Raw genomic sequence first — 14189 nt, 5'->3', positions numbered from 1 at the left:
AGAACAATTATGAATCGAAAGTGACCGTCAGAAAATAGCCATTATGCTTGCGGATATTGATGACACGATTGCTGTCGAACAGCAGATATTGGCCTTTTATGCCCTGCAAAATTCCTTCAACCACGGGATCCTTGTCAAAGGTAAGACTGTTGATTTTTGCCGGGTATTCCAATACCGGATAATGCAAGGCTATCACCTCATTTTGGGGACATTCATACTGTTGCAGCTCGGCAGGCAGCAGATGTATGAGGTTGGCCTTTTCCTCCGCAAGGTCGAAGTTTTCGGCCACGTTGTTTTGCAGCATGGCCCTCCAGTTGGTTTTGTCGGTGAAGTGCTTTTTCAGGAAAACCTCCATTACCCCGGCAATGTGGCGATTGGGTGTTTTGGCCACTCGGATGGCATAACTGGCGCCCTGGTCAATCCAACGGGTGGGGATTTGATGATGACGGGTAACGCCCACTTTCAGCTCGCTTGAAACGGCCAGATACACATAGTGATCGATCAGGTCGTGCTCGCGGGCCCATTCCAGATCGCGGGCAATGCCGAATTGGGCTTTAGACAGTTCCGGGCGCATAACGGTCTCGCTGGCCTCAGGAACAGTTTGAAAACAGGCATAACAGAAGCCCTGCCCGAAGGAAGTTTTCGTCTTTTTCCCGCAGGCAATGCAGTTGATTTGCCCGTTGAACTGAAAACGGATGGACTTGCCCAAAAGAGCGTTCATGTCGATTTCCTGTTCGCCCACCGGCAAAAAATACCGGATAGGTTCGTCAGGCTCGGTGCGCATTTTCAGGATATTTCCCTTGTATTCCATAGTTTAAGTGTATAAAAACGTTTCGCTGAACAGGTCTAAAACTTCGTGAATTTGTTTCAGTTCAAAAAAGCGCTCGCTCTGAATATCTTTGGGGTCCATCTGCTCAAAGATCCAGGTGGTGTAGTACGGAATATGCGCGCCATAACCGCCCAGCTCAATAACAGGCAAGATATCGGACTTCAGCGAATTACCTACCATCAGCAGATTTTCGGCCGGAATGTCGAGGTGTTTCAGCAGTTCCTGGTAGTTTTCCTTTCGCTTGTGGGTCATGATCTCGATGTGGTGAAAATACTTCAGCAGTCCCGATTTCTTCAGCTTCCGCTCCTGGTCGAGTAAATCGCCCTTGGTAGCCAGCACCAGCCGGTACTTGCCGTACAGTTTGTCGAGCAGGTCCACGATGCCGTCCAGCAAAATCACATCCTTTTGCAGCATGTCTTTCCCGATACCGATGATGGCTTCTATTTGTTCCGGCCTCACTTTTTTATCCGACACCAGCAGCGCCGTTTCAATTAACGAAAGAATGAAAGCCTTGATACCGTACCCGTAAAGTTCCATGTTTTGCACTTCGGTGCGGTACAAGGCTTCCATCACTTTTTTGTCGGGTTGAAATTCGGCCATCACCCGGCAAAAGTCGTGTTCGGCTTCCCTAAAAAAGTTTTCGTTTTCCCAAAGAGTGTCATCGGCATCAAATGCAATGACCTGTATATGTTGCAAACTCATTCTCGTTCCTTTCTTTTCAAGCGGCGATGATAGTCACTGATTTTCGATCACCAAAAATACAACGTTCCATATAAATGAAACAGATGAGGACAAGAAAGTTTTAGCTGAATGAGTTTCTCCTCCAATTGAAAACTTACTCCCTTACCGAAAGTTCGGCTCAGAATGCCCCGTCCAGGGTTTGGATGGCCAGCACTTCATCAAGTTTCTCCTTCGGAATAGCTGTTTGCAGCTTGATTTTCACCGGTTCTCCGGGTAACAGATCGAAGTAGTTGTCCGAGAAAAAGCCTTCTTCGTCGCCGATGGTTATAAACAGATTTTTGGCCAGTTTGTCAGATTGCAAGCTAATCTCGAAGCCACCATCAACTGCTGCAATCGTGTAATCCACCTCAGGTTTCGGCAGGTTCAATTCTTTGACTGGACGAAAATAGAACAAGTTTTTAGCAATTACCTGTCCGTTTTCAACCACCTCGGCAACCAGCAATTGGTTTCGGCTGTCTTTCCCTTCCAGGAATTCCACCAGGTTTACGTCGTAATACGATGCGCTGGAGTTGGCGGGTATTTCTGCCAGCACGGCATTTTCCCAAACCACTTTCCCGCTGAAATCCACCATACTGAGTTTCAACGTTGCATTAATTCTCTGCAGCCGGTCACTCACGATGCCTATTTTCAGGAAATCGCCTTCGGTGTACGGTGAAACCAGAATGGGCTCGAAACCCTTTTTCACATAGTATTGCAGGGCTTTCCAGCGCTGGTAATAGTCGGTCGAGCTCCACGAAGCCACCGGCCAGCAGTCGTTGATTTGCCAGTACAAACTGCCCATGCAATAGGGCATGGCACGGCGATGGCCTTCCACGGCAAACTTAATACCTTCGGCCTGCAACACATGGTTTACATACAGGAACGACTCAAAATCCTTTGGCTTTTTATAATCCTGCAACATATAGTACTCGATGGTTTTGTTACCGATCGACGAACGTTGGTGCGAGTTCATTACCTCCGAAACAATGTCGAAATCCTCGGGCAAGGCGTATTGTTTCACGGTCTTCAGTTCGGGAAACGACTGGAATCCGTATTCGCTCATGAAACGGGCGATGTGGGTGGCGTAATTTTTAAACGGTTCTTTGCCCCACCAAACTCCCCAATAGTGCTCGTCTCCATTCACCAAATCGGCCGGTATGCCTGTCCCCGATGACGGGCTGGAGCTCCAATATGCCCGCGCAGGATCGTGCTCTTCAACCGCCTCGGCAAGGACATTATGGAAGATATCTTCGTATGCTTTCCAGATTTTATCCGCATTTTCCTGGCTCTTTGCCTCTTCTGCCTGTTTCCAGCCCCAGCTGTACCAGGCTGCCAGAATCTCGTTGTTGCCGCACCATAGGCCAATGCTGGGGTGATTGCGCAACCGGCGGATGTTGTCGGCAGCTTCTTCCTTCACGTTGCTCAGAAATTCATCGTCGCCGGGGAACATGGCGCAGGCAAACATAAAATCCTGCCAAACCAGGATACCGGCTTCGTCGCACAAATCATAAAACAGGTCGTCCTCGTAAATGCCGCCGCCCCAAATGCGCAGCATGTTCATGTTCGATGTTTTGGCCGTGTTCACCACCGTTTGGTACATATCGTCCGAAACACGCGACGGGAAGGCATCGTTGGGGATATAATTGGCGCCCTTCATAAAAACCGGCACACCGTTTAATTTGAAGTAAAAAGACGTACCCTGCTCGTCTTTTTCGCGGACCAGCTCCAGCGTACGAATTCCAATGCGGCCGGTTGCTTCGGTTGTACGCCCGTCAATGCGCAGACTGGCTTTGATGGTGTACAAAGGTTGTTCGCCCAAACCGTTTGTCCACCACAATTTTGGGTCGGCGATTTGAAAATCAACCGGGTAGGTAGCTGATCCGGCTTGCAGTTTTACTTGGGCAGTGGCCAATACTTGCCCATCATTTTCAAGCTGAATGATGGCAGGCCCTGATTTTTCCGATTCAACCTCAATAACAGCTGTGAAGGTGGCTTTTTGTTCGTTCACCTCATGCTGAACAATCTGCAGATTGTTGATACGGGCATCGTCCCAGGCTTTCAAATAAACCGGGCGCCAAATGCCGCTGGTTACGAGGCGGGGCCCCCAATCCCAGCCAAAGTGATAACCCGCTTTCCGGGTATAAACGCTCACCTTTTTGCCACCTTCCACCTGCCCGATTTCAGCCAGATCGTTATCCGACACGGGGATAACAAACGGATTGGCATCGTATTTTTTTAAGCCTTCGACGATGGGCGAGCGAAAAACAATTTTCAGCTCGTTTTCGCCTTCTTGCAGGAAAGACTTCACATCCACCAGATATTCGCGGAACATGTTATCGGTTGATGCTACCTGCTTGCCATTCAGAAAAATGTCGGCGTATGTATCCAATCCTTTAAAATCGAGCGCCACGCGATCGCGCGCCATCAGTTCTTTTTCTACCCGGATGTTAGTTTTATAAGCCCAGTTCAGCTTGTCGATCCATTGCAGATCGCGTTCATTCAGGCGGTAGAAGGGATCTTCAATTTTTTCGTTGGCCAGCAGGTCGGTGTGCACACAACCGGGCACTGCGGCAGGGAGCCAGTCATCTTTGCCATCTTCGGCAAATTGCCAGCCCTCATTAATTTCCTGGGTTATCATTAGCGAAGGGTCTTTGGGTTGACAGGCAAACATGCCGGATGCCAACACCAGGATTACAGATAAGTGTTTGATCATTGGGTTAGACGTTTAATATTCAAAAACCAAAATTCGGAAATGAATCGTTGATACACAAGTAAATCCAGCCTATTTGTAAAAAGATCCGGCCCATATGAATGAGACCGGATCTGGAAGCGTTAGATTATTGGCAATTCCCACGGGCTGCGGTAAGTGGGGACAAGGAATTTATTGGCTTCCTCATCGCCAACAAACTGGCTTTTATCGCTGTCCCAATACAGGCGGCGGCCGGTTTTCAGGGCAATGTTACCCAAATGGGCCACCCGGGCTGTGTTGGCAGCAATATCGATGCTGCAATTCAGGTCGAATTTGCGGTTGCGTACTCCATCCAGGAAGTTGGCCATGTGAAGTTCCAGCCCTTTGCCGGTTCCTTTTTGCAGTTCCACCCGTTCAATCAGGTCTTTGTCGTTTTTGCGTTCGGGGATCACTTCCCAGCCATTGCGATCGACCACCAGCGTACCATTGTTGCCCACGTAGGCTACACCGTGGTCGCGGCCAAAGTGACCTGCGTTGATGCCCGTGCCGTGGTCCCACAACAGGGTAAAGTCGTCAAATTCGTACAAAGCCTGCAAGCTGTCGGGAGTTTCCGAAGCATCGTCGGGGTAAGCAAATTTACCCCCCATTGCCATGACCGATTTCGGCGCTTTGGCTTTCATCCCAAATAAACCGTAATCGATGATGTGTACGCCCCAATCAGTCATCAGCCCGCCGGCATAATCCCAAAACCACCGAAAGTTAAAGTGAAAGCGGTTGGGGTTGAAAGGCCTTTTCGGGGCAGGGCCCAACCAGAAATCATAATCCACGCCGACAGGTGGTTCTTTATCGGGCTGAACGGGAACCGGCTCCATCCATCCCTGGTAGGCCCAGGTTCGCACGGTGCGAATTTTCCCCAGCTTACCGGAATACACATACTCCACGGCATCGCGCCAGTGCGGGTCGCTGCGTTGCCACTGCCCCACCTGTACCACCGTTTTGTATTTAGCGGCAGCCCGCTCCATGATGTTGATCTCTTCGATGGAGTTGGCGAGGGGTTTTTCGCAATAAATATCTTTCCCGGCTTCGCAGGCAGCCACAAAGGGCAGGCAATGCCAGTGGTCGGGTGTTCCGATAATGACGACATCCACCTCCGGATCTTCAATCAACTTTCGGTAGTCATTATAGGCTTTGGGCTTCTTCCCCTGTAACTTTTCGGTGTCGGCCACGCGGGCATCCAGCACGCGCTGGTCCACATCGCAAATGGCCACACACTCGGTGTTGGGCTGCCCCAGGAAAGCCCGAAGGTCGGCAAAGCCCATGCCTTTTGCGCCAATCAGTCCGCAACGGACCAACTTGTCGGGACTGGAACAGGCACTCATCGCTGCCGGCATTGAGGCCGCCAGGCCAACAGCAGCAGTTGCTGCTGTCGTGTTTTTGATAAATGTTCTTCTGCTTGTTGTCATTGATTTAGGTTAAAATAAAATAATGTTTGTTGGATTACTCTGCTTTCATCACATCGTCAAAAGCTTGTCCCGAAGGTGCAAAATCTACTTTCTTTACAAAGTTGCAAGCTTCAGCAGCACCGGCTTCGCGGTCCATGCCGCTGTCTTCCCATTCAACCGAAAGGGGGCCGTTGTACCCGATGTCATTCAAAGCGCGAATGATGTTCTCAAAGTTGATCTTGCCGCGTCCGAGGCTGCGGAAGTTCCAGTAGCGCCGGTTGTCGCCAAACTCCATATGCCCGCCAAAAACACCGGCAGTTGTCGGAATGTCGCTCCAGTACACATCTTTCATGTGAACATGAAAAATACGGTCAGCAAATTCGTTGATAAACCGCACATAGTCCACATGCTGGTAGCCAAAGTGGCTCGGATCGTAATTGAAGCCAAAAGCCGGATGGTAGTTGACGGCCTTCAGTGCCCGATGGGCAGTGGCAATGTCGAAGGCAATTTCTGTGGGGTGGACTTCCAGCGCATATTTCACCCCCATCTTTTGATATTCGTCCAGGATAGGTGTCCAGCGTCGGGCAAATTCCTCATAGCCTTTGTCCAGCTGCGCCTGCGATACGGCCGGGAATGAATACAGCATGTGCCAGATCGGGCTGCCGGTGAAACCCACTACGGTATCGATACCCAGTCGTTTGGCCACCTGCCCGGTTTTGATCATTTCCTCAGCGGCTCGCTGTCGGACGCCTTCCGGGTCACCATCGCCCCAAATATAGGTGGGGAGGATGTTTTTGTGCCGTTCGTCAATGGGATCGCAAACGCACTGACTGGCCAAATGGGTGGAAATGGTAAACAGTTGCAGGTCGTATCTTTTCAGTAGTTCAAGCCGCCCGTTGCAATAGGCCTGATCGGCTTTATCCACTTCGATATGGTCTCCCCAGCAGCAAAGCTCCAGGCCGTCGTAGCCAAACTCTTTGGCTTTTTGGCACATGGCTTCAATGGGTAAATCGGCCCATTGTCCGGTAAAAAGTGTAACAGGTCTTCCCATGTTCATTTGGTTTTAGATTCTTGATGTTTGCTACTCGCGGCTCACGGCTCACGGCTCACGGCTCAAACTTCACCCATTTTACGGAGTCGTTGTAGCCGGCTTCCACCATCACATCAATGAAGCGCATCCCGCGGATCCCGTCTTCAATACCGGGGAAATCGAGCATCTCGGGCGTGGGCTGTTCGTCTTTCAAATTCGCCTGGAGGGTAAGCGCAAAGTTGCGGTAGATATTGGCAAAGGCTTCCAGGTACCCTTCAGGATGGCCACCGGGCGTACGGGTGTTGTGTTGGGCCCAGGCACCCATTTGGCCGGTACCCACGCGCACCATTTCGGTGGGGCGGTCGGCCCATTTAATCCATAGCGTGTTGGGTTCGTGCTGTTGCCATTCCAATCCGCCTTTCTCGCCGTACACGCGGATTTTGACGTTGTTTTCTTCGCCGGCTGCAATCTGCGAGGCCATCAGCACGCCTTTGGCTCCATTGTCGAAACGGAGCAGGGCAGCGCCGTCATCGTCCAGCAAACGGCCCGGAACAAAAGTGTTCAGTTCGGCACAGATCTCGGTGGTTTTCAGGCCCGAAATATATTCGGCCAGGTGGTGGGCGTGGGTACCGATATCGCCAATGCAGCCCGCCTTACCCGATCGTTTGGGGTCGGTGCGCCATTCAGCCTGTTTGTTGCGGGCATCTTCCTGTTTGGATGAAAGCCAGCCTTGCGGATATTCCACGTAAATACGGCGGATGTTGCCGAAGTCACCCCGGGCAACGCGGGCTTTGGCTTCTTTCACTGCCGGATAGCCCGAATAGGTATGGGTGAGCGCCAACAGCAGGCCGGTTTCATCCAGTTTCTTTTTTAGCTGAAGGGCTTCATCCAGGGTGAAAGTTACGGGCTTGTCGAGTACCACGTGGAAGCCATGTTCGAGGGCTTGCATGGCCGGGTCGAAATGCAGGTGGTTCGGGGTGACGATCACCACAAAATCCATGCGATCACCGGCAGGCAGTTTGGCTTCCTGCTCAAACATGTCCGCATAACTGGTGTAAATCCGGTTTTCGGGAAGGAAGTACGATTTTCCGGATGCGATTGAGTTTTCGGGATGGCTGCTGAAACAGCCGCATACCAGTTCAATTTGGTTGTCCATGAGGGCGGCGATGCGGTGAACGGCCCCGATAAAAGCGCCGGCCCCACCACCAACCATGCCCATGCGTAGTTTTCGGTTCATCGTGATTGGTTTAATTGGTTTAAGAATGATGAAATTTCCCAAATGTATAAAACTTATTGTGAAGCCGGAACAATCTCGGAAAGAAAACCACAACAGACCAGACCGGATTTGGTCGTATAAACACGTTTTAAAACATGTTGCCCGTCTGATGGCAGAATAGCTACTTTTGAGCATCATCTACCAATGACAAACCTATGAAACGAAGAAATTTTCTAAAAAACACGGCTGCCGGGAGCCTGGTATTTACCGGATTGGCAGGCAGTTTGGCCACTTCGGCTGCGACCGCAAAAACTTCCAACGAAGCGCAATTCAAGCTAAAATATGCACCTTCTTTAGGAACGTTTAAGGAGCTTGCCGGCGACGACCCGGTTGACCAGATCCGATTCATGCACGACCAGGGTTTCCGGGCGATTTTCGATAACGGGCTGATGGGCAAGCAACCGGCCCTGCAGGAAAAGATTGCCAACGAGCTGGCCCGCTTGGGCATGGACCTGGGGCCTTTTGTGCTGTATGCCGATTTCAGCGTAAAGTCGTTTGTGACACAGGACCCCGAAATCAGGGAAATGCTGAAAAAGAAAATGCAGGAAGGACTGGAATGCGCCAAACGCACCGGCGCCAAAACCGCGCTGGTGGTTCCCGGACGTTATGCCGACGATCTGGAATGGGACTACCAAACCGCCAACGTGATCGACAATATGCGGATGTGCTGCGAAATCGTCGAACCGTCGGGCCTGCAACTGGTAATGGAGCCGCTGAATGCCTGGACCAACCATCCCGGCCTGTTCCTGACCAAAATCCCGCAAGCGTACATGATTTGCAAGGCGGTGAACAGTCTCAGCTGCAAAATTGTGGACGACCTGTACCACCAGCAAATTACAGAGGGCAACCTCATCCCCAACATTGATATGGCCTGGGATGCCATTGCAGCTTTCCACATTGGCGACAACCCCGGGCGCAATGAACCCGGGACCGGCGAAATCAATTATAAAAACATCTTCAAACACATTCACAGCAAGGGGTATGAGGGAACGCTTTGCTGCGAACACGGGCGCAGCCTACCAGGAAAGGAAGGCGAACTGGCTTTCATCAACGCCTATCGCGAAGCCGACAGTTTTTAGTTCAAATCCTTCGATTTTTTATATTTACTGAAAATCATTAAACCGTCCGGAGTATCAACTCTTCAGCTGATAGCTGCCCGGACGGTATTTTTATGCGGTTTTGCTACCTAAATATCTCTGGATGCTCCATCCAATTGGCATCATGTTTATAAAAGATTATACCATCATTCCTCTAAAAAGAAATTTACTTTTTAAAACAATATCAGATCCCATGTTTTAGAAATGAAACTTCCAGTAGATTTTTCATTCGATTTCATTCGTATTTTTTGCGAATATGTTTTATTTTGTCGTTTCTGACAAATGTCATATTTCACACACACTCATTTTTAATAAAAAACCATGTTACAGCAAGTTAAAAACAACGATGCCCTAGGCACGGTGAACCGGGGTACTCCATGTGAATCCGGTTTATGTACTTTGTGCGATTCTGCCTGCAAAGGCAAATGTGAAACCTGGCTTTCGTGCCTCGAAGGGCGCAAAATGCTTTACCCGCGCCGTTTCGGTTATTCCACGTCAGGCTCTTCGAACGTTACATCTGTAGGAATGGGCTATCATGCCCTGCGCATCCAAGGGTATGCTTACGGATCGAACGGAGTGCCCGCACACCTGACCGATGATCCGGATGACTGTATTTTCACCAACGTGAACATTGAAACCGAGTTTGGGAACGAAATCAAAACCAAGTGCCGGATTCCGATGATGACCGGCGCCCTGGGCTCTACCTTCATTGCGGCCCGCTACTGGCCATCTTTTGCCATTGGTGCAGCCTTGTGCGGTTTCCCGGTAGTCGTTGGCGAAAATGTTGTAGGCATCGATCGCGAATCGGTGCTCGAGAAAGGACGAATCTCAAAAGCCCCGGAACTGGAGCGCCGAATTGAGCTTTACAACCGTTATTACGACGGATACGGAGCAATTATCATCCAAATGAACGTGGAAGACGCTCGCAACGGGGTAGCCGAGTACTTGATTGACAAATACGGCAACGACATTATCATTGAACTGAAATGGGGACAAGGCGCCAAAGACATTGGTGGCGAAATTCAGGTGAAAGACCTGGAATATGCCCAGTTCTTGAAAAACCGCGGTTATATTGTCGATCCCGATCCATTTGATCCAGTGGTAATTAAAACTTACGAAACCCGTAACCTGACCTCTTTTGCCCGGCACAGCCGGTTGGGATCGACCAACATGCACTCGGTGGAACAAACGCGCGAAAGCTTCATGGATTCGGTCAGTTACCTCCGTAAATTAGGCTTCAAACGGATTACCCTGAAAACAGGCGCTTACGGCATGGAAAACCTGGCTATGGCCATCCGCTTTTCGGCCGATGCCAAACTCGATCTGTTGACCATCGACGGAGCTGGTGGCGGAACAGGAATGAGCCCATGGAACATGATGGAACACTGGGGAATTCCCTCCCTGGCCCTTCATGCAAAAGCGTACGAATACTGTAAAATACTGGCCGACAAAGGTATTAAGGTACCCGACATTGCATTTGCCGGAGGTTTTGCCCGCGAAGACCATATGTTTAAATCACTTGCACTTGGGGCACCATTTACGAAACTGGTTTGCCTGGGCCGTGCACCGATGATTGCCGGCTTCCTGGGAAGTAACATTGAAGGAGCTTTATTCCCGGAAAGAAGGGCTGAATTGAACGGCCATTGGGAAACCTTGCCGCCTTCGGTGATGGAATACGGAAAGTATCCCGAGGAGATTTTCGCCCAATACGAATCGGTGAAGAACAGAGTGGGAGAAGATGAAATGAAAAACATTCCGTTTGGTGCCATTGCCATGTGTGGCTATGCCGACAAACTTGCCGGTGGCCTACAGCAATTTATGGCCGGTGCCCGGAAGTTTTCACTCGACCAAATTTCGCGCAATGACCTCATCACGGCCAACCGCGAAACCGAACAAGTAACCGGTATTCCGTTTATGACTGACGCGCTGAACGACGAAGCGCTGAGAATCTTGAATTCCTAACAGAATTAATCCTCACCGGAAATCCCTCAATTTTTTTGGGGGATTTTTTTATTTCCACCTGTTTCAAACCCTTTTTAATAATACTCCCCCAGCCCTTCCGGAATCAGTTCAAAACCCATTATTTGCTGAATATCGGCATCTGTTGATTCTTGGTATGGAAGGTTACCGGAAAGCATCGCTTCCATGACGTTCATATTTTCCGCATTCAATTCTATGGGCAAAGCAGCCGGACGGCGTTCCACCACCACTTCTTTGTCTCCGTCAAGGTGGACAGTTTGAAAATCGTTTATGCCGGTAGCTTGCGGAAAAATATGACTGACATGATATTCCACAAAAACCGGAAGTTGAAGCGATTTGACAAGGGCAAGTTCTTCCGAATGAAAATCAAACCGGCCAGTCCGGGCACTGAATGAGGCTTTTCCGGATGCGATTTTAGCAGCGAACTGTGATAAAACCTGCTCGTGCATGCCGTTATCCACTTTTGCATACAGGTTGCGCATATAGCCGTTTTCGGTGATGCTTTCCCACGGATACACCACATAAGGCGCATGTTTTTTCCGGTTAGCCGACTTCTGATGCCTGTTTTTATAAACAAACGAACAGTAATTGATCGGAAAGTCAATACCTTCATCCAGCGAATATTGAATCAACCTCAAAGCAGTTAATTCGGATTCAATCACGGTCACTTTTTCACCATGCGTGTAACTGTAACCATGCTCTATAAGTTGATTGAAGTTGTAGGGCGTCAGCCGCATCTGGTGAAAATTCAGGTGACTTACACCCAAACCCTTCAACTCACGGATTTTTTGCTTCAGCAGGTCTTCTTCCAGAGGAACAGCCGGAATCTCGACCGTCACCACCGGGATTTGCCCAACCGCCAACCGGAGTTTGTCGGTTTTGTAATCGGTGGCACCAATGTCGAAGCGCATTTCATTGAGTCCGGCCTGCTTCAGCGCTGCCACTTTTTCGGGCGTCAGTAATATGCCGTTGGTATAAAGCCAAACATAAACCTCCTCACCAAAGGCATCTTTCACCGCTTTTATAAAGGCCACGCTTTTATCGAACGAAATAAGCGGTTCGCCCCCCGAAATACTAACACCTTTAAATCCAAATTTGCGGATGTATTCCACATAGGTTTCCGGTTCGTCGAAAATAAGGGTATTGGTTTCGGGGCGGGCCAAATCGGTTTGCCGGGTGGGGCAATAAAAACAACTGCCGTTGCACAGGTTGTTGATAAACAGGCACGACCACTGCCCTTCACCACAGAGTTGGCAGCCCCTCGAGAGGTTTGTCACATCCACTTTACTGTGGTGGAATCCCCACTTTACACGACTTTCAATGGCCGACAAAATCGTTTGTCGCTCCTGCATGGCGGCAGCGGCTTCCTCCGGTGAAGGAAACTTCAGAAAGTTGTATTTCACCTGGTACTCTTCCTGATTTCTCAGCAAGTGCCGCTGTTTTAATGGTGTTAACCTATTCATTCAGTATATCAAATAACCGTCGGCAAATATATTTCAATAAACAATTCCAGATTCAGCGCGGTAAAAATTTTCTACCTTTGCAAAAATTTGCCGAGTTCATGGAAAATCAACTACAGATATACAACACATTAAGCCGAAAAAAAGAAGTTTTTGAACCCATTCACCCGGGTAGGGTTGGTTTGTACGTTTGCGGGCCCACTGTTTACGGCAAAGCCCACCTGGGACACGCCCGCCCGGCCATCACGTTCGACCTGCTGTTCCGCTACCTGAAACACCTTGGCTATAAAGTACGTTACGTTCGCAACATTACCGATGTGGGCCACCTGGCCAACGATGCCGACGAAGGAGAGGATAAAATTGAGAAACGTGCCCGGCTGGACGAATTGGAGCCCATGGAAGTGGTACAGATCTACACCAACGATTACCACAAAAACATGGAATTGCTGAACGTGCTGCCGCCCAGCATTGAGCCGCGCGCTACCGGCCACATCATCGAACAAATTGAAACGGTGAAGAAAATTCTGGCTTCGGGCTTTGCCTACGAAAGCAACGGTTCGGTGTATTTTGATGTAAAAAAATACGCCAAGCATTATCCCTACGGCGAACTTTCGGGACGAAAGATTGAGGATTTGCAGACCAACACACGCGATCTGGACGGACAAGACGAAAAGCGCTCGTCGCTCGACTTTGCAATATGGAAAAAAGCTTCGCCCGAGCACATTATGCGCTGGCCATCCAAGTGGAGCGATGGTTTTCCGGGCTGGCACCTAGAATGTACTGCCATGAGCACAAAATATTTAGGTGAAACATTCGACATTCACGGTGGCGGGATGGACCTCACCTTTCCGCACCATGAAGCCGAAATTGCCCAGGCAAAAGCGGCCCACGGACACGACGCCGTGCGCTACTGGATGCACAACAACATGATCACCCTGAACGGCCAGAAAATGGGAAAATCGTTGGGAAATGCTATTTCGCTGGAGGAATTTTTCAGCGGGGACCATCCCCTGCTCGATCAGGCGTACAGCCCCATGACCATCCGGTTTTTTATGCTTACAGCCCATTACCGCAGCACGCTGGACTTCTCGAACGAGGCCCTTCAAGCAGCAGAAAAAGGCATGGAAAGGCTTTTAAAAGCTGCTGAAACGCTCGAAAAGCTAACGGTAAGCAGTGCTTCTTCGGTAAACATTTCTGAACTGAAAGAAAAGTGCTACGCAGCCATGAACGACGATTTGAACAGCCCGATTGCCATTGCCCATTTGTTTGAAGGTGTGAAACTTATCAACTCCATTGCCGACAGTAAGGCAAGCATATCGGCCACCGACCTGGCTGATTTGAAATCGTTGTACGCGACCTTCGTTTATGACATATTTGGACTGAAACGACCGGAGCAAGCCGCTGCCGGAAGCAACGAAGCCTACCAGGCCGCTATCGACTTGTTGCTGCAAATCCGGCAGGAGGCGAAAGCCAACAAAGACTGGGCAACAGCCGACAAAATACGCAACGAACTGGCCAAACTGGGATTTATCGTCAAAGATACCAAGGATGGCTTCAGCTGGGAATTGAAATAAATTCACCCAAACATACCAGAAAACCTTTCGTTAGCGCGAAAGGTTTTTTCATGTCTGCCCGTTCTTGTAGGCAAAAAAACTGTATTTTCACA

10 protein-coding genes are annotated in these 14189 nt (G+C 49.8%); 3 read left to right on the top strand and 7 right to left on the bottom strand.

All coding sequences use genetic code 11. The annotated features are described in order from the left end of the window. Positions 1 to 7: 7 nt before the first annotated feature. The 6 genes from N2K84_RS02015 to N2K84_RS01990 form a co-directional block, all read right to left on the bottom strand. Positions 8 to 811, bottom strand: coding sequence for a DUF2797 domain-containing protein (locus N2K84_RS02015; protein WP_282590093.1), 804 nt, complete (start codon positions 809 to 811; stop codon positions 8 to 10). A gap of 3 nt (positions 812 to 814) precedes the next feature. Next, complete coding sequence (locus tag N2K84_RS02010) at positions 815 to 1531, bottom strand: HAD family hydrolase (RefSeq protein ID WP_282590092.1); 717 nt, start codon at positions 1529 to 1531, stop codon at positions 815 to 817. Between the two features lie 157 nt (positions 1532 to 1688). Then, positions 1689 to 4262, bottom strand: coding sequence for a beta-mannosidase (locus N2K84_RS02005; protein ID WP_282590091.1), 2574 nt, complete (start codon positions 4260 to 4262; stop codon positions 1689 to 1691). A 119-nt stretch (positions 4263 to 4381) separates the two neighbouring features. After that, complete coding sequence (locus N2K84_RS02000; protein WP_282590090.1) at positions 4382 to 5701, bottom strand: Gfo/Idh/MocA family protein; 1320 nt, start codon at positions 5699 to 5701, stop codon at positions 4382 to 4384. Positions 5702 to 5735: 34 nt separating this feature from the next. After that, the gene (locus tag N2K84_RS01995; protein WP_282590089.1) at positions 5736 to 6731 is read right to left on the bottom strand and encodes a sugar phosphate isomerase/epimerase family protein; all 996 of its coding nucleotides are present in this window, start codon (positions 6729 to 6731) and stop codon (positions 5736 to 5738) included. A gap of 55 nt (positions 6732 to 6786) precedes the next feature. Beyond that, complete coding sequence (locus N2K84_RS01990) at positions 6787 to 7947, bottom strand: Gfo/Idh/MocA family protein (RefSeq protein ID WP_282590088.1); 1161 nt, start codon at positions 7945 to 7947, stop codon at positions 6787 to 6789. 194 nt (positions 7948 to 8141) lie between these two features. Here N2K84_RS01990 and N2K84_RS01985 point away from each other — a divergent pair, with 194 nt between their 5' ends. Both N2K84_RS01985 and N2K84_RS01980 read left to right on the top strand, forming a co-directional pair. Beyond that, positions 8142 to 9065 carry a hydroxypyruvate isomerase family protein gene (locus N2K84_RS01985; RefSeq protein WP_282590087.1) on the top strand — a complete coding sequence of 308 codons (924 nt, stop codon included), beginning with the start codon at positions 8142 to 8144 and terminating at the stop codon, positions 9063 to 9065. Positions 9066 to 9404: 339 nt separating this feature from the next. Next, on the top strand, positions 9405 to 11045 hold the full coding sequence (locus N2K84_RS01980; RefSeq protein WP_282590086.1) for a glutamate synthase-related protein: 1641 nt from the start codon (positions 9405 to 9407) through the stop codon (positions 11043 to 11045). A 74-nt stretch (positions 11046 to 11119) separates the two neighbouring features. Here N2K84_RS01980 and N2K84_RS01975 read toward each other — a convergent pair whose 3' ends face one another. Further along, positions 11120 to 12493 carry a radical SAM protein gene (locus N2K84_RS01975; protein WP_282590085.1) on the bottom strand — a complete coding sequence of 458 codons (1374 nt, stop codon included), beginning with the start codon at positions 12491 to 12493 and terminating at the stop codon, positions 11120 to 11122. Positions 12494 to 12624: 131 nt separating this feature from the next. Between N2K84_RS01975 and cysS the strand changes: the two genes are divergently transcribed. After that, positions 12625 to 14097, top strand: coding sequence for a cysteine--tRNA ligase (gene cysS, locus N2K84_RS01970; RefSeq protein ID WP_282590084.1), 1473 nt, complete (start codon positions 12625 to 12627; stop codon positions 14095 to 14097). Positions 14098 to 14189: the final 92 nt, after the last annotated feature.

This window comes from Gaoshiqia sediminis (assembly GCF_025907915.1).
Classification (GTDB): Bacteria; Bacteroidota; Bacteroidia; order Bacteroidales; family Prolixibacteraceae; genus Gaoshiqia; species Gaoshiqia sediminis.
Note: the sequence above shows the minus strand (reverse complement) of the source record. Positions and strands in the feature narration are given on the sequence as shown.

Coding starts and splice junctions, on each gene's coding strand:
- N2K84_RS02015 (WP_282590093.1), bottom strand. CDS start 811: ATGGAATACAAGGGAAATATCCTGAAAATGCGCACCGAGCCTGACGAA.
- N2K84_RS02010 (WP_282590092.1), bottom strand. CDS start 1,531: ATGAGTTTGCAACATATACAGGTCATTGCATTTGATGCCGATGACACT.
- N2K84_RS02005 (WP_282590091.1), bottom strand. CDS start 4,262: ATGATCAAACACTTATCTGTAATCCTGGTGTTGGCATCCGGCATGTTT.
- N2K84_RS02000 (WP_282590090.1), bottom strand. CDS start 5,701: ATGACAACAAGCAGAAGAACATTTATCAAAAACACGACAGCAGCAACT.
- N2K84_RS01995 (WP_282590089.1), bottom strand. CDS start 6,731: ATGGGAAGACCTGTTACACTTTTTACCGGACAATGGGCCGATTTACCC.
- N2K84_RS01990 (WP_282590088.1), bottom strand. CDS start 7,947: ATGAACCGAAAACTACGCATGGGCATGGTTGGTGGTGGGGCCGGCGCT.
- N2K84_RS01985 (WP_282590087.1), top strand. CDS start 8,142: ATGAAACGAAGAAATTTTCTAAAAAACACGGCTGCCGGGAGCCTGGTA.
- N2K84_RS01980 (WP_282590086.1), top strand. CDS start 9,405: ATGTTACAGCAAGTTAAAAACAACGATGCCCTAGGCACGGTGAACCGG.
- cysS (WP_282590084.1), top strand. CDS start 12,625: ATGGAAAATCAACTACAGATATACAACACATTAAGCCGAAAAAAAGAA.